The sequence below is a fragment of the Citrobacter sp. CK195 genome, assembly GCF_030333365.1.
Taxonomy (GTDB): domain Bacteria; phylum Pseudomonadota; class Gammaproteobacteria; order Enterobacterales; family Enterobacteriaceae; genus Citrobacter_B; species Citrobacter_B koseri.
On sequence record NZ_JAOWGB010000022.1, the window covers coordinates 553,163 to 575,927 of the forward strand.

Genomic DNA, 22,765 nt, shown 5'->3' on the forward strand with positions numbered 1-22,765 from the left:
CTTATCGTTATGACGACTGCTGTGCTTTTGCCGCAGCGCTGAGCGCGACAAGACGGGCCTGACCCAACAAAACCGCGACGGAAACCGAGCATTGTGACCCGTATTCGCCAGCTTAGTTCGCACATCATTTTTTCAGAATTGTTTCAGCGAGTTTCGGCTCCCCTTCAACGACAACAGGAAGGCGAAACCCAAAAACCGACCAAGGTTACCACAAGCGCGGGATCACAAAAGCGGACATTCGCGATTGGGAAAAAATGCCCTGTTTACTCGTCGTTACGTTTTTCACACTATTATTGTCTTTTTAGCGCTTTGCAACGCGCCGCCAGGTAGTATAAATACGCATAGTTTTTTCATTTAACTGATGGACACAACCGTTGAAACGTAGTCTGCTTTTTTCTGCCGTGCTGTGCGCGGCGTCATTGACATCTGTCCAGGCGGCACAGCCAATCACCGATCCGGTTTTCGCTTCCGATATCGTTGATCGTTATGCCAACCATATCTTTTACGGCAGCGGCGCAACGGGAATGGCGCTGGTGGTGATTGATGGTAATCAACGCGTGTTCCGCAGTTTCGGGGAGACTCGCCCCGGCAATAACGTACATCCTCAACTGGACTCCGTTATTCGCATTGCGTCTATCACGAAACTCATGACCAGCGAGATGCTGGTCAAACTGCTCGATCAGGGGACGGTGAAATTACACGACCCGCTGAGCAAGTATGCCCCGCCCGGTGCGCGTGTACCGACCTACAACGGAACGCCTATCACCCTGGTGAATCTGGCGACCCATACCAGCGCCCTGCCGCGTGAGCAACCCGGCGGCGCGCCGCATCGCCCGGTATTTGTCTGGCCAACCCGCGAACAGCGCTGGAGCTACCTCTCTACCGCAACGCTAAAAGCGGCTCCTGGCTCGCAGGCGTCTTATTCCAACCTTGCGTTTGACCTGCTGGCTGACGCGCTGGCAACCGCATCCGGCAAACCCTACACGCAGTTATTTGAAGAACAGATTACGCGCCCATTGGGGATGAAAGACACAACCTTTACCCCCTCCCCCGATCAGTGCAAGCGCCTGATGGTGGCGGAGAAAGGGGCCAGTCCCTGTAACAACACGCTGGCGGCAATTGGCAGCGGCGGCGTCTATTCCACGCCGGGAGATATGATGCGCTGGATGCAGCAATATCTCTCATCCGACTTTTATCATCGCAGTAATCAGGCCGATCGTATGCAGACGCTGATTTATCAGCGAACTCAGCTCACACGGGTGACAGGTATGGACGTGCCGGGCAAAGCCGATGCGCTGGGCTTAGGCTGGGTCTATATGGCGCCTAAAAACGGACGTCCGGGGATTATTCAAAAAACCGGCGGCGGCGGTGGTTTCATCACCTATATGGCGATGATTCCGCAACACAACGTTGGCGCTTTTGTGGTCGTCACTCGCTCACCGCTTACGCGATTTACTAATATGAGCGATGGCATCAACGACCTGGTAACAGAATTGAGCGGAAATAAACCGCTGATCGTGCCTGCGTCCTGATCAATACTCTGAAGGCAAATGGTTGATATTGACCAGTTTGCCTTTTTTCATTTCGATGTAGTTCCCTTTGCGTAACGCGGCGAGCACTTCAGCCACTACGGAACGGGAAATTCGCGTTCTCTGATGAATGTAGTTCATCACGCCAATACGCGCTCGCAGGCCCTCATCCCAGTCAACCATCGCGATCAACGTCGCCCGAATTTGATCATACGAGTTGTTGCCAATTAATTGCAGATCGCGCAGTTCCAGAGTTCTGTTTTCCCATGCCAGCCAGCAAAAGGCTTCACGCCATAACTGGTGTTGCTCAAGGATTTTTATCGCGTGGGAAGAAGGAAGAAAATAACCGGTACAACGACTTTCCGTGACTAATTTATATTCGATATCATTTTTCATCACGCCATCAGCAATACCCATAATAAAGGGAGCCTGCGTTATCCCCATAAGCACGTTCTCCCCTCTGCGCAAAGAGATGAGACCGTCTAAAATGACAAACGTATCGCCTTGATTGGCATCATTCGAATAGACAACCTGCTTTTCATCGGCGTATTCAAAATACGTGCCGTATTTAGACAGGCACTTATCGAGCTTACTAAATTCCTGAAGTGGTTTATTCAGAGACAGCATATGCGCATCCTTGCATTAATGCCCGCCATATCCATGACGGGCATTTCCTTTGATTAAATCACCTGTGTTTTCATCATGAAAAACAATTACCAGGTGTATTTAACGCCCACATTCGCGGACCAGTCTTGATCGACATCACCACCACCGAGGTAGTTGGCATCGGTATAAGCGCTGAAGTTTTTGGTGAAGCTGAACTGAGTGCCCAGACCAACACGTACCGCAGAACCTTCTACGCCGTTATCGATGGAATCACCATTTACGTCGGCGTCGTTATTCGCATCGTCATAAACATAGGCCAGTTTGAAGTAAGGCGTCAGCGCCTGATCTTCGCTGTAGGTGAAGGTATAACCTGCATCAACACCCAGTTCATAACGCATGCTGTCATAAGACTGACCGTCAACTTTCATGTCATTGCTGAGCTGATAATCGTCGCCGGACTGGAACAGGCCGGATACGCTACCGTACGGCGTGACATAGCCAGCGTCGCCCAGTTTCCAGTCATAACCCAGTTTCAGACCAAAGCCCCACGCATCCGCAGAGGTGTTGCCATCAACGTACTGGCCGTTGCTCATGTTGGCAGACAGATCGTTGTTGAAGTGAGAGTAGCTCAGGCTACCATCAACAAAGACATTGTTGGCAAAGCGAGCGGAAGAGTAGATATAGGCAGACTGGCTGTCCTGATCCACCTGACCGGTACGGTCGCTCATGTCGCCTTTCGCAAAGCCAGCCGCCGCACCGACAATCCATTTAGCGTTGTTACCGTCAATTTTGGTATCAACACCGACCATGATGCCGTTCACATCCTGATCGTAGTTAATGGTGCCGTTGTCGCCATCAAAGCTGCCGCCAAAGTAGCTCACCCATGCGCCGCCGTTATCAGCCAGACCATGACGAGAGTTGGTCAGACGAGTACCAACGGTGTCTTGTTCCAGGTTCCAGATATTGGTGTTTGCAGACGGGATGCTCAGCGCCATGTTCGCGTAGTCGGTCAGTTCCATCTGTTGCATAACAACAGTGTTGCCTTCCTGCTGAGCCTGATAGGTGTATGCCCCCAGGTCAGCTTTGTTCGCTGCGGAGAAGGTGGCTTTGCTGTTCTTGTCGTTAACGTAGATCAGCTCTTTGCCTTTGTAATCAGCGACAGAACCTTCACCGGTCGCGTTATCGATACGCACTTTGTAGTTACCGGTTGCCGCAGCAACGTTATCACCCGCGTTATCGACTTCAGATTGATCGCCAGTCCAGGCATCGCCATTACCGTTGATGGTCAGGTGACCATCAGAGTTCATCGCGATCACACCGTAGCCGTAGTTAGACTTAGTGATGTCGTTAGTACGATCGTTGGTCAGATCGGCATCCAGCACAAAGCTGTTGCTGTGAACGTTGAAGACACCTGCATTCACGTTACCGTTAGCATCGGTGTAGCTGGTCAGATTCAGGGTATCAGCTTGCAGCGCATACGCGGTGCTGTTGCCCACATCCAGAACGCCGTTGTTGGTGACGTTGATGGTGTTTGCATACAGTGCGGCATCGTACACGCCCCAGCCAGCAGACACATCATCAGCAATCGTGACGGTACTGTTGTTGATTGTCAGTTCATCCGTTGCAACATGACCATCTTCATTGATATTCAGGGCCGCGCCGCCGGTCAGGGAGATGCTGTCAGAAACCAGCGCAGAGTCTGCCACATTCACGACGGAACCGCTGTTGATGCTCAGCGTATCAATCAGCGAGGTTTTCGTGGTATCCCACTGTGAACCACCGTTCAGCGTCACATTGAACAGGCCGCTCTGATAGACTTCATTACCAACAACATGACCATCTTCGCCATACGCGGTGTCATTATTGTCAATGCCGTAAGTAGAGAAAGGCCACAGGCTGTTAGCCGCAATGTCGATCAGCGTCGCAGTGGCGTCGGTGCCCGCAGCAAAGCTGCCGTACACGCCGTCACCATCAGAATCAACCTGATGTACGGACATTGCCGCGCCAACCCACTTGCTGCCGTTGTTCAGCGTAACATCCATACGGTCAGTGCCATCCCAGCCGTTGGTGTCCAGGTCAGCGTCCGTATCGCGATAAGTATCCGCCCCGTTCGGGAAGAAGTTTTCGTCAAAGTTGCTGGAGAAAACGACGTCGCCCATCAGGGTAGAATTGCTGAGGTTAACAGTGGTCTGCATTGCGTTATCCGCATTCGGATGCGCAATCGCCGCAATCGCCACGTCATCAGCAGTATAAGAATCGCTGTAATCGCTCGCGTTATTGGTGTTACCGAACCAACCGGAAGTCCCTTCATCCGACCATGAGCCAGAGGTCACCGTAGAGTCAGTCACCGTGACGGTGTTGTTGAACACTTCAGCGCTGTTGACGCCGGTGCTAACGGTATTATCGTCAATGTCTTCCCACTCATAACCCTGAGTCAGCGTAATACCCGCAACGTGGGAATTATTTTTGATAACCAGGTCAACTTCCTGATCCAGCGTAATCGCAGTACCCAGGTTGTAAACGTCGACAACATGCGTATCCGCCGTACCATCAGTGTACGTGCCATTATAGGTATAATGCTCGTAGTTATCATCGATGGTTGAGTTATCAACAGTCAGCGCCAGACGGTCATAAACATAACCGGTCGCATCGCGACCCACGCAATCAGTGGTCATGCACTCAGAGGTGATCATCCCGTGAATGGTGCTGTTTTTGATTGTCAGACTATTACTGTTGGTGTTGGTAGAAAGACCATCATCCAGATAGTAGGTTGAGATTACGCCGTTAACGGTAGCGTTGTTGATAACCGGATAAATATCACCGTTATAAACGCTATCGGTCGCGTAGTTGTTCCAGCCTACGTAACCATCATAATAAACACCATCAGCGTAGGTTGCGTCGTTATAGTGGTTGAATGTTGTGTAGGTGGTTCCAGAAATATCCGTAGAAGCATTTGCCTGAGAGGTGATTGCCAGAGTGCAGGCCAGTGCTAATTGTGAGACTACAAGTTTCTTTTTCCAGGAGTGCATTTGTCATCCCTCCTCAGGGACGTAATATAGTTGATCCATCAATTATCAATGCATAGAAAACATTTTATGTTTCGCAGGTCGATTATGCGGCGTCAGCATTGAAAGGTTCAATTATTCTTTGTTTAATGTCCGAAAGCGGACAATTAAAAAATCACCAGCAAAATCACAGATATTTTTTAAATCGCCAGTTTTCAATAAATTAGAAAGGGAAATAGAAGTTACTTATTTAACTGAATGATATATGATGAAGAAATAAAGAAATCACCAATAAATAAAGGACAGAAGAGCTTAAAACAACATTTAATAAAATTAAAACCAGAAATAAATGTATCACTAACAAAAATAATCTTATTCATAGAAATACTAATTGCGAATATTTAATCGCTTCATTAACAGCAACCCGCAATACTTCACATAAGGACAACTTTCGTAAAACACCTCGCGGCAGGTTCAGGTATACTCGACGTTTCGATTCCACAAACATCAGGCATACCATGACAGACCTAATCCAACGCCCCCGTCGCCTGCGCAAATCCGCTGCGCTGCGCGCCATGTTTGAAGAGACAACACTCAGCTTAAACGACCTGGTGTTGCCGATTTTTGTTGAAGAAGAACTCGACGACTACAAAGCGATCGACGCCATGCCTGGCGTCATGCGCATTCCTGAAAAACACCTGGCGCGCGAGATTGAACGCATCGCCAACGCCGGCATTCGGTCAGTGATGACCTTCGGCATTTCCCACCATACCGACGATACCGGCAGCGATGCCTGGAAAGAAGACGGCCTGGTGGCGCGCATGTCGCGCATCTGCAAGCAAACCGTGCCAGAAATGATCGTGATGTCTGACACCTGTTTCTGTGAGTACACCTCCCACGGTCACTGCGGCGTGCTGTGCGAACACGGCGTCGACAACGATGCAACCCTGGCGAACCTCGGTAAACAAGCGGTGGTCGCCGCTGCTGCGGGCGCTGATTTTATTGCCCCTTCCGCCGCGATGGACGGTCAGGTGCAGGCGATTCGCCAGGCGCTGGATGCCGCCGGGTTTACGGATACGGCCATCATGTCCTACTCCACCAAGTTCGCCTCCTCTTTCTACGGCCCGTTCCGTGAAGCGGCCGGTACGGCACTGAAAGGCGATCGTAAGACCTATCAAATGAATCCGATGAACCGCCGTGAAGCGATTCGCGAGTCGTTGCTCGACGAAGCGCAGGGCGCGGACTGCCTGATGGTAAAACCCGCTGGCGCTTATCTGGATATTCTGCGTGATATCCGCGATCGTACCGAATTACCGCTCGGCGCGTATCAGGTCAGCGGCGAATACGCCATGATCAAATTCGCCGCGATGGCGGGCGCGATCGACGAAGAGAAAGTGGTGCTGGAAAGCTTAGGCTCGATCAAACGCGCGGGCGCGGATCTGATCTTCAGCTACTTCGCGCTGGATCTGGCGGAGAAAAAAATCCTGCGTTAATCCTTTCTGACCTGCGGTGCCTGCTGGCGCCGCGCTTATCCGGCCTACGGGATTGACATCTGTAGGCCGGGTGCCGCCATCTGGCACTGTCACAAAACGTCACCTCATCGTCATACAAACGACATTTGTACCTTCTACTGTCAGCACAGGACGGGAGGAGGAGCCGCTATGTTTAGTCTCGATAACGTACTCGACGACCTGTGGCCTCAGGCGAGGCCGACACCCTGGCAAAAAAATCTGCTCAGGCGGTTGCTGTATGAAGAAGAATTTCAGCAATTTGCATCCCGCCATCCCCATCTGAAAGGGGTGGACATGGTGGAACAGGTTCTCGAACACCTTGAAATACGCTGCGATATCCCCGCACACGACCTCGAAAACATCCCCGCACATGGCCCGCTGGTCATCATTGCCAACCACCCGACAGGCACGCTTGATGGGCTGGCCCTGCTGTATGCCATCTCGCGTGTGCGCCGTGACGTGAAAGTAGTGACCAACCGCCTGCTCTCGCATCTGCAACCGCTCAGCTCACTTTTCATTCCCGTGGACAACATCGGCGGGCGCACGCCAAAATCATCGCTACAACAGATAGATGCGCATTTACAGGCTGGCGGAGCGTTAATTTTCTTTCCGGCGGGCGAAGTGGCGCGCTTCACAACGCAGGGAATCAGGGAAGGCCGATGGCATTCCGGGTTTATCCGGGTGGCGGAGAAATACCGCACGCCGTTGCTTCCCGTACATATCAACGCGCGTAACAGCTCGCTGTTTTACGCCAGCAGCCTGGTGTCCCCCACCTTCGCATTGCTACTCCTGATGCAGCAGATGTTTCGTCGGCGTCGCAGCAGCCTGCCGCTCCGCATCGGCCAACAAATCGCCTGGACACAGTGGTCCGCCACGAAAACCAACGTCCGCGAGCAGGCCGAAAAATGCCGTCAGCACGTCGCGGCATTAGGTAAAGGACGCCCTGGGTTATTCACCACCGAAAGTACGATAGCCCGCGCAGAAGACAGAGCGCACCTCAAACGCGATCTCGCCCAGGCGGAATGCCTTGGGCACACCGCCGACGGGAAGCACATTTACCTCTGGCAGCGCAACGGCAAAGAGGATGTCCCCATCCTGCGGGAACTGGGGCGGCTGCGTGAAATCGCCTTTCGCGCGGTTGGCGAAGGCAGCGGAAAGCGTCGGGACACCGACCGCTATGATGACGACTATCTGCACCTGATTTTATGGGACGAAGACGATCTGGAAATTGTTGGCGCCTATCGGTTCATTCCCTGCGCGCAGCAGCAGGAAAAACGCGGCATAGAAGGGCTTTACAGCTACAGTTTGTTCCATTACGACGAGCAGATGGCGCAAGTGATGCAGCACGGCATTGAGCTGGGTCGCAGTTTTATCCAGCCGCGTTACTGGGGACGTCGCGGGCTGGACTATCTCTGGTCTGGCATTGGCGCTTATCTGGCGCGCTATCCGCAATACCGATACCTGTTCGGCCCGGTGTCTATTTCCGGCGGTCTGCCTGCGGATGCGCGGGATTTACTGGTGGCCTTTTATCGCCTGTGGTTCCCGCCGACGCACCCGCTGGCGATATCACGCCAGCCCTACCCCGCGTCATTGCCGGACGTACTGGCGCAGTTTGAAGGCAAAAGCTACAACGACGATCTGACGCGGCTGAAATCGCTGCTCGGCAATCTGGGCTGCGGTATTCCCCCGCTCTACAAACAGTACTCCGAACTTTGCGACCCCGGCGGCGTACAGTTTATTGATTTCGGTAACGATCCGGCGTTCAGCAACTGCGTGGATGGTCTGGTGCTGGTCGATTTAACCTATCTGAAGGCAAACAGGTATCAGCGCTATATTGGCGCGCATTTGGGTTTCCAGGCAGGATAAGGCGTTTACGCCGCCATCCGGCGCGGTGCCACATCGTGCCTGATGGCGCTACTCTTACCAGGCCTGAATTTCCCTAACCGTTCCCTAACCGAATAGTGTGGTTATCTATTACGGTGCGCGATAAAACGGCTTATCTCCCAGAATCGTCGCCCGGTGCATAATGCGCCGCTGCGGCAGGTAATCAGCGTTGGCATAATGCTGGGTGACGCGGTTATCCCAGATGGCTACGTCATCAGGCTGCCAGCGCCAGCGCACCTGAAACTCCGGTTTTGTGATGTGCGCAAACAAGAATCCAAGCAGCGCCTCGCTCTCTTTCTCCGTCACATCGACAATCCGCGTAGTAAAGCCTTCATTCACAAACAGCGCCTGTTTGCCGCTCACCGGATGGGTACGCACCACCGGATGCAGCAAAGGCGGATGTTTTGCTACCGCCTCAAGCCAGCGCTGATGCTCCTCGTCAGTTTTGCGGTATTTGTATTCCGGGAACGATTTACGGAAATCATGCTCCGCTCGCAAACCGCTCAGCAACTGGCGAAACGGTTCGGAAAGCGCGTCATATGCGGCAATGCCGCTGGTCCATAGCGTATCCCCGCCGGTAGAGGGCAGTTCCTTTGCCGCCAGAATCGCCCCTGCTGGCGGCGTCTCAATAAAGGTCACATCGGTGTGCCAGTTATCGTTATCCGGCGGGTTATCGTTATGGGTATCCAGCACGATAATCTCTTCGACGCCTTCGGCGTGGGGATAGACCGGATGAATATGCAGATCGCCAAAACGCTGTGCCAGCGCGCGCTGTTGCTGTGGCGTAATGGCTTGTTCACGCAGAAAAACCACCTGGTGGCGCAGCACCGCGTGATACAGCTGTTCGAATTGATTATCGCTCAGCGGGCGGGTCAGATCCGCGCCGGAAACCAGCGCGCCAATATACGGCCCCAGCGGGGTAATGCTCAGACGTTCACTCATTGTACTTCTCCATGCCAGGGCGTCAGGCGGCGCTGAAGCGCACGCAGACCCAGTTCTAAAATAAACGCGATCACCGCAATCACCGCGATCCCCGCCAGCACCACGTCGGTTGCCAGAAATTCCCCGGCGGACTGCACCATAAACCCTAAACCCCGGGTGGCGGCAATCAGCTCAGCCGCCACCAGCGTCGACCAGCCCACGCCCAGGCCAATGCGTAACCCGGTGAGGATCTCCGGCAGCGCGCCGGGCAGAATCACAAACCACAATACCTGTACTCGTCCGGCGCCTAACGACTGCGCCGCACGAATGCGAACCTGCTGCGCGCTTTTGACGCCCGCCAGCGCCGACATGGCGACCGGGGCGAAAATCGCCAGATAGATCAGCAGGATCTTGGAGGTCTCACCAATCCCGAACCAGATCACCATCAGCGGTAAATACGCAAGCGGCGGAACAGGTCGGTAGAGTTCAATGATCGGATCGAGAATGCCGCGTATCGTTGGGCTTAGCCCCATCGCAATGCCCACCGGAATGCCGATAATCACGGCAGCCAGCAGCGCCAGCAGAATGCGCGTCAGGCTCGCCGCCAGATGCTGCCACAGCGTGGCGTCCATAAACCCTTGCGGCCCGGCGATGGCGATCAGTTTTTGCAGCACCTGCCCCGGCGGCGGCAGAAACAGCGGGCTGATTAACTGCAACGCCGCTACGCTCCACCACACGGCCAGAATCACCGCTAATGTGCTGATACTCAGGGTAATGCGACGAGAGAACGGCCAGCGCCATTTCAACCCGCGTTGACGCAGCTTATCGTTGATGACCACGCTCATGAGAAGGCCTCCCGTTGTTCAAAGACGCGGCTTAACACATACTCCCGCGTCTCGATAAACTGCGGATCGGATTTAATGCTGCGGCAGGATTCGCCCCCCACAAAGCGGCGGGCGAAATCAAGCAACAGCCGTTCCTGCACGCGACCGGGGCCAGGAGAAAGCAGCACCAGCTCCGTCGCCATAAACACAGCCTCTTCAATATCATGCGTAATGAGCAACACCTGTTTGCCGGTCTCATGCCAGAGTTTCAGCAGCAGCGTTTGCATCTGCTCACGGGTGAAAGCATCCAGCGCGCCGAAAGGCTCATCCAGCAGCAGAAGTTGAGGATTGGCCGCCAGCGCGCGGGCGATGCCGACACGCTGGCGCTGCCCGCCGGAAAGCTGCCAGATAAAGCGTTTTCCCGCCCCTTCCAGCCCGACTTTTTTCAGCATCTGCTGCGCAACGTGCTGACGCCGGGTTTTGTCTGCTCCTGCCAGTTGCAGGCCAAACCCAACGTTATCCTGCACGTTGCGCCAGGGCAGCAGCCCTTCGTTCTGAAAGACGACGCCGCGCTCCGCACCCGGCCCATCGACCCGTTTGCCCGCCAGTTGGATCGTGCCGTGCTGATAAGGCAGAAAACCGGCGATCAGATTCAGCAACGTGGTTTTCCCGCACCCTGACGGGCCCAGCACCACTAACAGCTCACCGCTGTCGAGCGTCAGATTGATATCTTCCAGCGCCGGTTTACCGGCGTAATCGGCAAAGAGATGGGAAACTTGCAGCATCCGCGCCTCCTTATTGCACAAAGCGATCGGTGACGTACTGGCTGTAATCCGTCGCGACGGCGGGCACTTTGCCCTGCTCTTTCAGGAACTGCGCGGTGTCGATAATCGCTTTATTGACCGGCCCGTTCAGCTCAACGGCCTGCTGTTGCGCCGTCAGGTAGGTATTGCCTTTCACCAGCCCCGGCACGTCCGTTTCCGGCACACCGCTTAAGCGCGACAGTTTGCTGATGTTATCCGGCTGCTGAAGCCACGCCTCAGGATTGGCGATATAGGGTTGCTGCGCGTCGATGGCGCTTTTCGCGAATGCCTTGACCACCTCTGGATGTTTTTCCGCGAAGTCTTTACGCACTACCCACACATCCAGCGTCGGCGAGCCCCATTCGCCAACTTTCCCCGAGTCTGTCAGCACGTTCCCGTCTTTTTCCAGCGCGTTAACGGCGGGTGCCCAGACGTAAGCGCCGTCAATATCGCCACGCTGCCAGGCGGCAATGATCGCCGGTGGTTGCAGATTGATGATTTCGACCTGCCCGGGCTTAATGCCCCAGTGTTTCAGCGCGGCCAGCAGGCTGTAATGGGTGGTGGAGATAAACGGCACCGCAATGCGTTTGCCGATGAGATCCTCCGGCTTAGCGATCGTTTTCTTCACCACCAGCGCTTCGGATTCCCCCAGTTTTGACGCCAGCAGGAAAACCTCAATCGGCACCTGTTGGCTGGCGGCGACCGCCAGTGGGCTGGAGCCAAGGTTGCCGATCTGTACATCACCGGAAGCCAGCGCGCGCACGATGCTCGCGCCGCTGTCGAATTTACGCCAGTCAACGGTCGCCCCGCTCTCTTTGGCGAAGGTGTTATCCGCCTGCGCTACTTTCGCCGGTTCGGCGGATGTCTGGTACGCGACGGTGACGTTAACCGCCTGCGCCTGGAATGCAATAAACGCCAGTGCGGCGAGAAGTGTGTTACGCGATGAAATACCCATTATTGTCTGCTCCCCTGTCTTGTTATGGGGGCAGTATTTCGTTGCGGCCGTGTTTGATAAAGGAATTAAAAATTCTTGCTAATAGCAAAGCGTTTTTAGAAAAAAAACGGGAATGGTTAGTGTGGAAATGTATTTAGCATTGAGTTGCAGGCCGGATCAGGCGCTTGCGCCGCCATCCGGCAATCCATGCCTGATGGCGCTGCGCTTATCCGGCCTACCACGACAACAACCCCCTGCAAATTATTGCGATTTTGTTACATTCATTCCATAACCACACCCGGATGATTGCCAGCGCAGCGGGGGCAGGCATCATAGAGGCATTATTCGGCAAGAGAGTAAGCATATGATTCGTGTGGTGCTGGTTGATGACCATGTGGTGGTGCGTTCCGGCTTTGCGCAATTATTAAGTCTTGAAGACGATCTGGACGTAGCAGGCCAGTACAGCAGCGCGGCGGAAGCCTGGCCCGCATTATTGCGCGATGACGTTAACGTCGCGGTGCTGGATATCGCGATGCCGGACGAAAACGGGCTGAGTCTGTTAAAGCGGCTACGCGCGCAAAAACCCACGTTTCGCGCCATCGTCCTCAGCATTTACGACACGCCAGCGTTTGTGCAAAGCGCGCTGGATGCAGGCGCCAGCGGCTATCTGACCAAACGCTGCGGGCCGGAAGAGTTGGTTCAGGCGGTGCGTTCCGTTGGTATGGGCGGCCACTATCTGTGCGCCGATGCGTTGCGGGCGCTGCGCGGCGGTGAACAGCCGGCGCAGGTGCTGGAGGTATTAACCCCCCGTGAGCGAGAAGTTTTTGATTTACTGGTCAAAGGCGACAGCGTCAAAGAGATCGCATTTAAGCTCGACCTCAGCCATAAAACCGTTCACGTCCACCGTGCTAACGTACTGGGTAAGTTGCAGTGCCACAGTACCATCGAGCTGGTGCATTTCGCCCTCGACCACCAGTTGCTGACGGGGCACTGATGTCTCGCGGCGTGCGTTACTGGGTGATCTCACTGTTTATCCTGCTGGCCTGGGGAACAGGTTGGCTGATGCTATGGACGCTGGGCTTTTACCTGACCCATAATGGCCAACAGGCGGCGCTCTTTTTGCCGCACGGCGTTTATCTTGCGCTGTTGATTTTACTCTCCCGCCGTTACTGGCCCGCGCTGATACTGCCGCCGGTGCTGATGCCGTTATGGCTCCATAGCGAGCAATTGCTCAGCGGCTACGTCCTGCTGGCGGCGCCGCTGATCTGCCTGATCCCGGCCAGCATCGGACAAAAATTCTGGCACCGTTTTCCCCTGTACTGGCAGCGTCTCACGCTGCTGCTGGCCACCGTCACGCTGGCCTCGCTGCTGAATACCGCCCTGCTGTCGCCCTTTATAAAAAGCCCGGCAATGCTGACTGGCCTGGCGTCGTTTACCGGCGGCGTGCTGCTCACCCCCTTTGTTTATCTGGTATTTGAATTTTTACGCCAGCAGCACCGTTATCACCTGTTGGGGCTGGATACCAACAACCCGCCGCTGCGCACTTCGCTGATCATCTGGTGCAGCCTGTTCTTTATTATCGGCATCGGCACGCAAATGGTGCTGTCGCCAGAAATTGAACGCCTGCTGCTGATCGTGGTGTTCCTGCCTAACGTGGTGATGGCGTGGAAGTTTGGCTGGCAGGGTGGCGTGCTCTCCGGGCTGCTGGGCAGCATGATGATCACCATCGCTCGCCAGGTCGGCGTCGGGTTTAACAACCTGGTCGAGCTGGAGATTTTCCTCGCCACCCAGGCGCTACTCGGTATAGGTCTTGGGATCGCCATCAGCCGCCAGCAGCATCTGGCGCAAAACCTGCACCACTATCGCCAGCGTCTGGAGGCGGAGCTGGCGGCACGCCGGGCGCTGACCGAAAAGCTGATCCATACCGAAGAGGATACGCGCAAAAACCTGGCGCGCGAGCTGCACGACGAGATCGGGCAGAACATCACCGCCATTCAGATCCAGTCACAGCTCGTGAAACGCGCACGCGATCCGGCGCAGACGCAGGCCGCCGCCAGCCAGATAAACGATCTCGCCCGCCGTATTCACCACTCTACCCGCCAGCTGTTACGCCAGCTACGTCCCCCCGCGCTGGATGAGCTGTCGTTTAAAGAGGCGCTGCATCATCTGGTCAACGAATTCGCGTTCCCCGAACGTGGGATTCGCTGCCAGTTTGAGTATCGCCTTACGCTTACCCCGGAAAATGAAACCGTCAGGTTTACCCTCTACCGCCTGTTGCAGGAACTGCTGAACAACGTCTGTAAACATGCCGAAGCCAGCGAGGTCACGATTCTGTTAAGCCAGCAGAAACAGACCCTCCATCTGGAAGTTCGGGACAACGGCACCGGCATCCAGCCTGAAAAAATGCCGGGATTCGGTATTCAGGGGATGCGAGAACGGGTCAGCGCGCTGGGCGGCGAACTGACGCTCGAATCGCTGCACGGCACGCGGGTAATTGTTAACTTGCCCACAATTTTGCAACAAACCACGCCCTGACCAGGAAAAAGTCTTAGTCACTGCGGACTTTCTCTCATCCCCTTTGGTTTTCACTTTCCTATAGTCAGCACAAACGGAGACGGCCATGCACCCACGCCCAGTAAACGAAACAGACCAACGATACCGGGCGCTACGCCTGCGGTTGCTGATGTGCATGGTCATTGGGTACGCCGCGTTTTACCTGACGCGAAAAAGCGTGAATTACGTACTTCCGGCGCTGCAAACGGATCTGGGACTCGATAAAGGCGATATCGGCCTGTTGGGTTCACTGTTTTACCTGACCTACGGCCTGTCGAAGTTTACCGCCGGGCTGTGGCACGACAGCCACGGGCAGCGCTGGTTTATGGGCGTTGGCCTGTTCGCCACCGGCCTGCTGAATGTGGTGTTCACCTTTGGCGAGTCGCTGACGCTGCTGCTGGCGGTCTGGACGCTGAACGGTTTCTTTCAGGGCTGGGGATGGCCGCCCTGCGCCCGACTGCTGACCCACTGGTATTCGCGCAACGAGCGCGGCTTCTGGTGGGGCTGCTGGAATATGTCGATCAACATCGGCGGGGCGATTATCCCGCTGATTAGCGCTTTCGCCGCCCACTGGTGGGGCTGGCAGGCGGCGATGCTGGCGCCGGGGATCATCAGCATGGCATTAGGTATCTGGCTCACGCTACAGCTGAAAGGCACGCCGCAGGAGGAGGGATTGCCAACGGTCGGCGCATGGCGTCATGACCCGCTGGAGCTGCGCCAGGAGCAGCAAAGCCCGCCGATGGGACTGTGGCAGATGTTGCGCGCCACGATGCTGAAAAACCCGATGATCTGGCTGCTGGGCGTCTCATATGTGCTGGTCTATCTGATCCGCATCGCCCTCAACGACTGGGGCAACATCTGGCTCACGGAAAGCCACGGCGTCAATCTGCTCAGCGCCAACGCCACGGTGATGCTGTTTGAAGTTGGCGGTCTGCTCGGCGCGTTGTTCGCCGGTTGGGGGTCGGATTTGCTGTTCAGCGGCCAGCGCGCGCCGATGATTTTGCTGTTCACGCTGGGGCTGATGGTGTCCGTCGCCGCATTGTGGTTAGCGCCGGTACACCATTACGCACTGCTGGCGGTCTGTTTCTTTACGGTGGGCTTTTTCGTTTTTGGCCCGCAAATGTTGATTGGCCTTGCCGCCGTCGAGTGCGGGCACAAAGCGGCGGCCGGTTCCATCACCGGGTTTCTCGGCCTGTTCGCCTATCTGGGGGCAGCGCTGGCGGGCTGGCCTCTGTCGCTGGTCATTGAACGCTACGGCTGGTCGGGCATGTTCAGTCTGCTCTCGGTCGCTGCGGTACTTATGGGTTTATTGCTGATGCCGCTGCTGATGGCGGGCATCACCACCTCGCTCAGTCAAAGGATAAAACAATGAAATTGACGCTTACCTCTACCCTGATTGCATCCGGCATTGCGCTGGCAACCTTAACCGGCGCCGCGCAGGCCAAAGGCCGCCTGGTGGTTTATTGCAGCGCCACCAATGAAATGTGCGAAGCAGAAACCAAAGCGTTTGGCGACAAATATGACGTCAAAACCTCCTTCATCCGCAATGGCTCCGGCAGTACGCTGGCGAAAGTCGACGCCGAGAAGAAAAACCCGCAGGCGGACGTCTGGTACGGCGGGACGCTGGACCCTCAGTCTCAGGCGGGTGAAATGGGGCTGCTGCAACCCTACAAGTCTCCCAATCTTGAGCAGGTCATGGAGAAATTCCGCGATCCGGCGAAAGTAAAAGGCAACCTCTCTTCAGCGGTGTATGTCGGTATTCTCGGTTTTGGCGTCAACACCCAGCGCCTGAAAGAGAAAAATCTGCCGGTGCCAAAATGCTGGAAGGATCTGACCAAACCGGAATACAAAGGCGAGATCCAGATTGCCGACCCGCAAAGTTCAGGCACCGCGTATACCGCACTGGCAACCTTCGCCCAGCTGTGGGGAGAAGATCAGGCCTTTGATTACCTGAAACAGCTCAACGCCAACGTGTCTCAGTACACCAAATCCGGTATTGCCCCGGCACGTAACGCCGCCCGTGGCGAAACCGCTATCGGCATCGGCTTCCTGCACGACTATTCGCTGGAAAAAGAACAGGGCGCGCCGCTGGAGCTGATCTCTCCGTGCGAAGGCACCGGCTATGAAATTGGCGGCGTCAGCATCCTGAAAGGCGCGCGCAATCTCGACAACGCCAAACTGTTCGTGGACTGGGTGCTGTCAAAAGAAGCACAAGAACTGGCGTGGAAGAAAGGCAAGTCTTATCAGATCCTGACCAACACCACAGCGGAAACGTCACCGAACTCGCTGAAGCTCGACGACCTGAAGCTCATCAATTACGACATGGATAAATACGGTTCTACCGACGTCCGTAAGCAGCTTATCAATAAGTGGGTTAGCGAAGTGAAGATGGGTAAATAAGCCCACATTGCGTTCATTTGCCGGGTGGCGGCGTAACGCCGTACCCGGCCACAATACCGGAACCGCTATGTCACACACACTTGCACACCATCCCGTGAAAAAACGGGATGCGATATTCTTTTGGGTTCTGCTGGGCTGGCTGGCGTTTGCCCTGCTGCCGAGCTGGAGCCTGGATTACGGCCTGCTGGAGTCCACGGGCGATGAAATCCTTGAGTCCTACGGCTGGTCACAGCGCAATATCAGTTGGCTGTGGTATCTGCTGCCAAGCCTGCTACTGATTCGCCCGTTCCATGAAGCCAGGCGCGAACAGCGCAGCCGCCATTACCTTGATGCGGGCTGGGCGCTGTTGTGTATGGCCTTTATCGTCATCAGCGCCACCGTTGAAGGCCGTGGTTTAGGCTACGCCACTATCGTGCTGTTCGTCGCGCTGGGCGCGATCATGACGCTGGCGTTGACCCGTCTGGAATGGCTGGGCGGCGATCGCTTCGTGATCGGCTCGCTTACCGCCATTGTGGCGCTGATCGGCATCTTTATCGTCTGGCCGAGTATCGCGATTTTCATCCCGATGTTCACCAACGACGCCGGGGAATTCGCGCCGCTGGCGTTTATGACGGTGCTGTCGCAGGCGCATATCATCCAGGTGATCCTCAACTCCATCGCCCTGTCGATTGCGGTGGGCGTGGGCTGTACCTTCTTCGGCCTGGTGCTGGCGATTTACACCACCCGCATTGCCAAACGCAGCGCCATTATTGGCCGCATCTTCTCGATTTTGCCAATCGTCACGCCACCGTTCGTAGTGGGTTTAGGCGTTACGCTGATGATGGGACGCTCCGGCTACGTCACCGAATTTATGGTCGAGTGGTTCGGGCTGACCAACACCAACTGGCTGTACGGGTTTACCGGCATCTGGCTGGCGCAGGTGCTGGCCTTTACCCCGATGGCGTTTATGATCCTCGACGGGGCGATCAAAACCATTCATCCATCGCTGGAAGAAGCCTCGTACACCCTGCGCGCCAGCCGTTGGCAGACCTTTAACGGCGTGTTTGTCCCGCTGCTGAAACCGGCGCTGGCGAACGCCTTCCTGATCGTGGTGGTGCAGTCGCTGGCCGACTTCAGTAACCCGCTGGTGCTCGGCGGTAACTTCGACGTGCTGGCGACGCAGATCTATTTCTATATCACCGGTTCGCAGCTTGATTATCAGGCCGCCAGTACGCTGGGCGCGTTCCTGCTGCTGTTCTCGCTGCTGGTGTTCTGTGTGCAGTATATGTGGATCGGTAAGCGCTCTTACGTCACGGTCTCCGGGAAATCGTACCGTGGCGACGTCCAGCCGCTGCCTGTCACCCTGGTGTGGAGCGTCATCGCCATTCTGGCCGTGTGGATAGCCTTCAACGCCCTGCTCTACGGCAGCATTTTCTACGGTAGCTTCACCGTCAACTGGGGCGTGGATTACACCCTGACGCTGGCGAACTTTATCAAGCTGTTCGGCCAGGGAATGAGCGACGGCGCGTGGCCTTCCCTGCTTGATACGTTGCTCTACGCCGGAATTGCCGCGCCGATCACCGCCATCTTCGGTCTGCTGATCGCCTGGATTGTGGTACGCCAGCAGTTCAAAGGCAAAAAGACTATCGAGTTCACCACCATGCTGTGCTTCGCCGTACCGGGCACCGTGGCGGGCGTGTCGTACATCCTCGCCTTTAACAGCGCCCCGGTGTACCTCACCGGAACGGCGGCGATTGTGATTATTTCGATGGTGATGCGTAACGTGCCGGTTGGGATTCGCGCCGGGATCGCCGGATTAGGCCAGATCGATAAATCGCTGGATGAAGCGTCGCTCAGCCTGCGCGCCGGGAGCTTACGCACCATTACGCACATCCTGCTGCCGCTGCTGCGCCCGGCGATCCTCTCGGCGCTGATCTACAGCTTTGTGCGCGCCATTACCACCGTCAGCGCCATTGTATTCCTCGTCACGCCAGACACCCGCGTGGCGACGGCCTACATCCTCAACCGCGTGGAAGACGGCGAATACGGCGTGGCGATCGCCTACGGCTCGATTCTGATCGTGGTGATGCTGGCGATTATTTTCATCTTTGACTGGCTGATCGGGGAAGCGCGTATCTCCCGTTCAAAAGCCAAAAACCAGGCGTAATGGAGCGCACTATGAGTCAGAAAAATTTTGTTGAACTGCGCAACGTCACCAAACGATTCGGCAGCAACACGGTTATCGATAATATCAATCTCACCATCCCGCAGGGGCAAATGGTGACGCTGCTCGGCCCTTCCGGCTGCGGCAAAACGACCATTTTGCGTCTGGTGGCCGGGCTGGAAAAACCGAGCGAAGGACAGATTTTCATTGATGGCGAAGACGTCACCCATCGCTCTATTCAGCAGCGTGATATCTGTATGGTCTTTCAGTCTTATGCCCTGTTCCCGCACATGTCGCTGGGGGAAAACGTCGGCTACGGTCTGAAGATGCTTGGCGTATCGCGCAGCGAAGTGAAAGCCCGTGTGCAAGAGGCGCTGGCGATGGTGGATCTGGAAGGATTCGAAGACCGCTATGTTGATCAGATCTCCGGCGGTCAGCAGCAGCGCGTGGCGCTGGCGCGCGCGCTGATCCTCAAGCCGAAGGTGCTGCTGTTTGATGAGCCGTTAAGTAACCTCGACGCTAACCTGCGTCGCAGCATGCGCGACAAGATCCGCGAACTGCAAAAGCAGTTTGATATCACCTCGCTGTACGTCACCCACGATCAGAGCGAAGCCTTTGCGGTTTCCGATACCGTACTGGTGATGAACAAGGGGCATATTATGCAGATCGGTTCGCCGCAGGATCTCTACCGTCAACCTGCCTCACGCTTTATGGCGAGTTTTATGGGCGATGCCAACCTGTTCCCGGCGACGTTCAGTCAGGAGTATGTGGATATCTACGGCTACCGGCTGCCGCGCCCGGCGCACTTTGCCGCCCAGGGTTCCGGCACCGTTGGCGTGCGCCCGGAAGCGATTACCTTGAGCGATCGCGGCGAAGAGAGCCAGCGCTGTGTGATTCAGCATGTCGCCTATATGGGGCCGCAGTATGAGGTGACGGTGGCGTGGCACGGACAGGAGATTTTATTGCAGGTTAACGCCACCCGATTGCAGCCGGACGTGGGGGAAAATTATTACCTCGAAATCCACCCGTACGGGATGTTTGTTTTAGCAGACGCAGTGTAATTGATGCCGGGTGGCGCTACGCTTACCCGGCCTACGGTTCGTGCACGTTGTAGGCCGGATAAGGCATCAGCCCACACACTCAACGTTGCGCGTTCAATTCAGCAATATCCTTCGGCGTCGTCCGGCAACAACCGCCAATCAGCTTCGCACCCGCCGCCAGCCACTGCGGTAAATACTCCGCCAACGTGGCGCACGCTTCATCGTGATGATGCCAGGTTTTGCTTACCGCATCGTACCGCTCGCCCGAATTGGGGTAAACCACCAGCGGCAGCGCGGTCAGCCCGTGCAAATGCTGCAATGCGGCGGTGACGTTTTCCAGCGCGATACAGTTTACGCCTGTCGCCACAACCTGCGGGCAGGCGTTGAGAAACGTCGCCACGTCACGCAGCGGCGTACCGTCGCTCAGATGCTCACTGTCGCGCAGCGTAAACGAAAACCATGCCCGCGCCCGTGGATATTCGGTTAACAACTCAGCCAGCGCTTTAATCTCAATAAAATTCGGCAGCGTTTCGCAGGCCAGCAGGTCAACACCCGCATCCAGCAGCGCTTCCACACGCGGGCGATGAAAAGCCTGGAACGCTTCGGGAGTACATACGTAATCCCCGCGATATTCCGCACCGTCGGCCAGATACGCGCCATATGGCCCGACGGAACCCGCCACCAGCAGCGTGCCCGCCTGCGGGTTCTCAGCCAGATACGCTTCCCGCGCTTTGCGCGCCAGTTCCACACTCTTGCCGATCAGCGCTTTCGACTGCGCTTCATCAAACCCACGCGCGGCAAGTCCTGCGGGCGTGGCCTGGTAGCTGGCGGTAATCGCGCACTGCGCCCCCGCCCGGTAGTAATCAAGGTGGACTTCGCGGATCAGCGCCGGGTTTTCTACCAGCACCTTCGCTGACCACAGGCTGTCGGCTAAATCACAGCCGCGCGCTTCCAGTTCCGTCGCCATCGCCCCGTCCAGCAACAGGAAATCCTGTTTATCAAGGATGGCGCTCAACGGATTATGTTGCGACATAGTCTGGCTCCTGTTTCTGCTTATGAAATCGGCAATGAAACAAGCACCATAACACAGCGCGCCGGGCGGTAATCGGGAGCGCTACGCAATTATTAAAGACCCGTCAGCCTTGTACCAGCCGCAAACGCGCGCGCCGGGCGCTCAGCACCGGGTGAGGAGTAACAATGAGATAAAGAAAGGGTCGCCAGCTCATAATGCCTCCGCTGCCAGAATCTCTTACAACTCTGGCAACAAGGCGGCGCACCGGCGCTCAGACAGAAGTGGGAACATACCGTCCCCACTCATACGACGGAATGAGGACAACGTCAGGAGCCGGGGTCGATATCAGCCGACAAACTGACGTCAGACCGGCAGAATGGCGAAAAACCTTCAGGGTGTGGCATCATAACGCGCAGATAACAACAAATTCAGGGTGATGAATGTGAAACCGGTAACGCTCTATGATGTTGCAGACCGTGCAGGCGTCTCTTATCAGACCGTCTCTCGCGTGGTGAATCAGGCCAGCCACGTTTCCGCCAAAACCCGTGAAAAAGTCGAAGCCGCGATGGCGGAGCTGAATTACATTCCCAATCGCGTCGCGCAGCAGCTGGCGGGTAAACAAACCCCGCTCATCGGCGTCGCCACCGCTAACCTCGCGCTGCACGCGCCGTCGCAAATTGTCGCGGCGATTAAATCCCGCGCCGACAGGTCAGGCGCCAGCGTGGTGATCGCGATGGTAGAGCGCAACGGAGTAGACGCCTGCAAAGCGGCGGTGCATAACCTGCTGGCGCAGCGGGTAAGCGGGTTGATCATCAACTACCCGCTTGATGAGAACGATGCCATTGCCGTTGCCGCCGCCTGCGGCAACGTGCCGGTACTGTTTCTCGACGTGTCCGATCGGTTCCCCGTTAACAGCATTATCTTTTCCCATGACGACGGCGCGCGTCTGGGCGTTGAGCATCTGGTAGAACACGGGCACCAGCGCATCGCGCTGTTGACAGGGCCGCGCTCGTCCGTCTCTGCACGGCTAAGACTGGCGGGCTGGCATAAATATCTGACCCACTATCAGCTGCGACCGGTGGCAGAAACGGAAGGCGACTGGAGCGCGATGTCCGGTTTCCAGCAAACCATGCAGATGCTCAATGACGGAACGATGCCCACCGCAATACTGGTGGCTAACGATCAGATGGCGCTGGGCGCCATGCGGGCGATCGCCGAGTTTGGCCTGCGCATCCCGCAGGATATCTCGGTGATAGGCTACGATGACACCGAAGACAGCGCCTGCTACATCCCACCGCTGACCACCATCAGACAGAATTTCCCCCTGCTTGGCGCAACCAGCGTCGACAAACTGCTGCAACTCTCCCGTGGCGAACCCGCCACCGATAACCAGCGACTCCCCGTTTCATTGGTTCAGCGTAAAACCGTGCAGCCCCCCAATGCTCAGGTCACTTCTCCGCAGGCGTTGGCCGACTCCCTGATCCAACTGGCTCGGCAGGTTTCGCTGTTAGCGCCGAAAATGTGAACGTATAACAATTGTGTGAGTCAGTTCACTCATTGAACCTCCTGTCCTTTACAGCAGGAATCCCTTCTTCGTATT

Annotated in this window: 17 protein-coding genes; 10 read left to right on the forward strand and 7 right to left on the reverse strand. The window is 56.0% G+C overall.

The genetic code is table 11. The features are described 5' to 3' along the window. The first annotated feature begins 374 nt into the window (after positions 1-374). Positions 375-1,532 (forward strand): D-alanyl-D-alanine-carboxypeptidase/endopeptidase AmpH, encoded by a 1,158-nt coding sequence (ampH, locus tag OGX93_RS07550; RefSeq protein ID WP_049011959.1) that lies wholly within the window; start codon positions 375-377, stop codon positions 1,530-1,532. On the opposite strand, the gene iprA is transcribed toward ampH, so the two are convergent. Next, a complete protein-coding gene (iprA, locus tag OGX93_RS07555) occupies positions 1,533-2,156 on the reverse strand; it encodes a hydrogen peroxide resistance inhibitor IprA (RefSeq protein ID WP_047458555.1) in 624 nt (207 codons plus the stop codon). 86 nt (positions 2,157-2,242) lie between these two features. Beyond that, the gene (ehaB, locus tag OGX93_RS07560; protein ID WP_286449401.1) at positions 2,243-5,164 is read right to left on the reverse strand and encodes an autotransporter adhesin EhaB; all 2,922 of its coding nucleotides are present in this window, start codon (positions 5,162-5,164) and stop codon (positions 2,243-2,245) included. Positions 5,165-5,658: 494 nt separating this feature from the next. Between ehaB and hemB the strand changes: the two genes are divergently transcribed. Together hemB and olsF are read left to right on the forward strand one after the other, a co-directional pair. After that, on the forward strand, positions 5,659-6,633 hold the full coding sequence (gene hemB / locus OGX93_RS07565; protein WP_012133626.1) for a porphobilinogen synthase: 975 nt from the start codon (positions 5,659-5,661) through the stop codon (positions 6,631-6,633). Between the two features lie 168 nt (positions 6,634-6,801). Then, complete coding sequence (olsF, locus tag OGX93_RS07570) at positions 6,802-8,517, forward strand: bifunctional ornithine lipid synthase OlsF (protein ID WP_115609559.1); 1,716 nt, start codon at positions 6,802-6,804, stop codon at positions 8,515-8,517. 108 nt (positions 8,518-8,625) lie between these two features. On the opposite strand, the gene tauD is transcribed toward olsF, so the two are convergent. The 4 genes from tauD to tauA are packed head-to-tail and all read right to left on the reverse strand — an operon-like array spanning position 8,626 to position 12,038. After that, complete coding sequence (gene tauD / locus OGX93_RS07575; protein ID WP_112002459.1) at positions 8,626-9,477, reverse strand: taurine dioxygenase; 852 nt, start codon at positions 9,475-9,477, stop codon at positions 8,626-8,628. Continuing rightward, entirely contained in the window at positions 9,474-10,301 is an 828-nt protein-coding gene (gene tauC / locus OGX93_RS07580) for a taurine ABC transporter permease TauC (protein ID WP_012133629.1), read from the reverse strand. The genes tauD and tauC overlap by 4 nt, the downstream gene beginning before the upstream one ends. Beyond that, a complete protein-coding gene (tauB, locus tag OGX93_RS07585) occupies positions 10,298-11,065 on the reverse strand; it encodes a taurine ABC transporter ATP-binding subunit (RefSeq protein ID WP_286449400.1) in 768 nt (255 codons plus the stop codon). The genes tauC and tauB overlap by 4 nt, the downstream gene beginning before the upstream one ends. Before the next feature lie 10 nt (positions 11,066-11,075). Next, positions 11,076-12,038, reverse strand: a complete 963-nt coding sequence (gene tauA / locus OGX93_RS07590) for a taurine ABC transporter substrate-binding protein (protein ID WP_012133631.1) — start codon at positions 12,036-12,038, stop codon at positions 11,076-11,078. A 343-nt stretch (positions 12,039-12,381) separates the two neighbouring features. Here tauA and OGX93_RS07595 point away from each other — a divergent pair, with 343 nt between their 5' ends. From OGX93_RS07595 to fbpC, 6 genes are all read left to right on the forward strand, one after another. Next, entirely contained in the window at positions 12,382-13,011 is a 630-nt protein-coding gene (locus OGX93_RS07595; protein WP_047458568.1) for a response regulator transcription factor, read from the forward strand. Continuing rightward, entirely contained in the window at positions 13,011-14,552 is a 1,542-nt protein-coding gene (locus OGX93_RS07600; protein ID WP_275147911.1) for an MASE1 domain-containing sensor histidine kinase, read from the forward strand. Before OGX93_RS07595 ends, OGX93_RS07600 begins: the two co-directional genes overlap by 1 nt. Positions 14,553-14,637: 85 nt before the next feature. Then, the gene (gene uhpC, locus OGX93_RS07605) at positions 14,638-15,942 is read left to right on the forward strand and encodes an MFS transporter family glucose-6-phosphate receptor UhpC (protein WP_275055217.1); all 1,305 of its coding nucleotides are present in this window, start codon (positions 14,638-14,640) and stop codon (positions 15,940-15,942) included. Then, positions 15,939-16,970 carry an ABC transporter substrate-binding protein gene (locus tag OGX93_RS07610; protein WP_012133638.1) on the forward strand — a complete coding sequence of 344 codons (1,032 nt, stop codon included), beginning with the start codon at positions 15,939-15,941 and terminating at the stop codon, positions 16,968-16,970. The genes uhpC and OGX93_RS07610 overlap by 4 nt, the downstream gene beginning before the upstream one ends. Positions 16,971-17,037: 67 nt before the next feature. Beyond that, positions 17,038-19,116, forward strand: coding sequence for an ABC transporter permease (locus OGX93_RS07615; RefSeq protein WP_012133639.1), 2,079 nt, complete (start codon positions 17,038-17,040; stop codon positions 19,114-19,116). Positions 19,117-19,127: 11 nt separating this feature from the next. Then, the gene (gene fbpC / locus OGX93_RS07620; protein ID WP_024130614.1) at positions 19,128-20,174 is read left to right on the forward strand and encodes a ferric ABC transporter ATP-binding protein; all 1,047 of its coding nucleotides are present in this window, start codon (positions 19,128-19,130) and stop codon (positions 20,172-20,174) included. A gap of 79 nt (positions 20,175-20,253) precedes the next feature. Here fbpC and mmuM read toward each other — a convergent pair whose 3' ends face one another. Further along, positions 20,254-21,186, reverse strand: coding sequence for a homocysteine S-methyltransferase (mmuM, locus tag OGX93_RS07625; RefSeq protein WP_286449399.1), 933 nt, complete (start codon positions 21,184-21,186; stop codon positions 20,254-20,256). 421 nt (positions 21,187-21,607) lie between these two features. Here mmuM and OGX93_RS07630 point away from each other — a divergent pair, with 421 nt between their 5' ends. After that, positions 21,608-22,690, forward strand: a complete 1,083-nt coding sequence (locus OGX93_RS07630; protein WP_060815881.1) for a LacI family DNA-binding transcriptional regulator — start codon at positions 21,608-21,610, stop codon at positions 22,688-22,690. The last annotated feature ends 75 nt before the right edge of the window (positions 22,691-22,765 follow it).

Excerpts from the sequence above, each read along its gene's own strand:
- iprA (WP_047458555.1), bottom strand. The coding sequence starts at position 2,156 with ATGCTGTCTCTGAATAAACCACTTCAGGAATTTAGTAAGCTCGATAAG.
- ehaB (WP_286449401.1), bottom strand. The coding sequence starts at position 5,164 with ATGCACTCCTGGAAAAAGAAACTTGTAGTCTCACAATTAGCACTGGCC.
- hemB (WP_012133626.1), top strand. The coding sequence starts at position 5,659 with ATGACAGACCTAATCCAACGCCCCCGTCGCCTGCGCAAATCCGCTGCG.
- olsF (WP_115609559.1), top strand. The coding sequence starts at position 6,802 with ATGTTTAGTCTCGATAACGTACTCGACGACCTGTGGCCTCAGGCGAGG.
- tauD (WP_112002459.1), bottom strand. The coding sequence starts at position 9,477 with ATGAGTGAACGTCTGAGCATTACCCCGCTGGGGCCGTATATTGGCGCG.
- tauC (WP_012133629.1), bottom strand. The coding sequence starts at position 10,301 with ATGAGCGTGGTCATCAACGATAAGCTGCGTCAACGCGGGTTGAAATGG.
- tauB (WP_286449400.1), bottom strand. The coding sequence starts at position 11,065 with ATGCTGCAAGTTTCCCATCTCTTTGCCGATTACGCCGGTAAACCGGCG.
- tauA (WP_012133631.1), bottom strand. The coding sequence starts at position 12,038 with ATGGGTATTTCATCGCGTAACACACTTCTCGCCGCACTGGCGTTTATT.
- OGX93_RS07595 (WP_047458568.1), top strand. The coding sequence starts at position 12,382 with ATGATTCGTGTGGTGCTGGTTGATGACCATGTGGTGGTGCGTTCCGGC.
- OGX93_RS07600 (WP_275147911.1), top strand. The coding sequence starts at position 13,011 with ATGTCTCGCGGCGTGCGTTACTGGGTGATCTCACTGTTTATCCTGCTG.
- uhpC (WP_275055217.1), top strand. The coding sequence starts at position 14,638 with ATGCACCCACGCCCAGTAAACGAAACAGACCAACGATACCGGGCGCTA.
- OGX93_RS07610 (WP_012133638.1), top strand. The coding sequence starts at position 15,939 with ATGAAATTGACGCTTACCTCTACCCTGATTGCATCCGGCATTGCGCTG.
- OGX93_RS07615 (WP_012133639.1), top strand. The coding sequence starts at position 17,038 with ATGTCACACACACTTGCACACCATCCCGTGAAAAAACGGGATGCGATA.
- fbpC (WP_024130614.1), top strand. The coding sequence starts at position 19,128 with ATGAGTCAGAAAAATTTTGTTGAACTGCGCAACGTCACCAAACGATTC.
- mmuM (WP_286449399.1), bottom strand. The coding sequence starts at position 21,186 with ATGTCGCAACATAATCCGTTGAGCGCCATCCTTGATAAACAGGATTTC.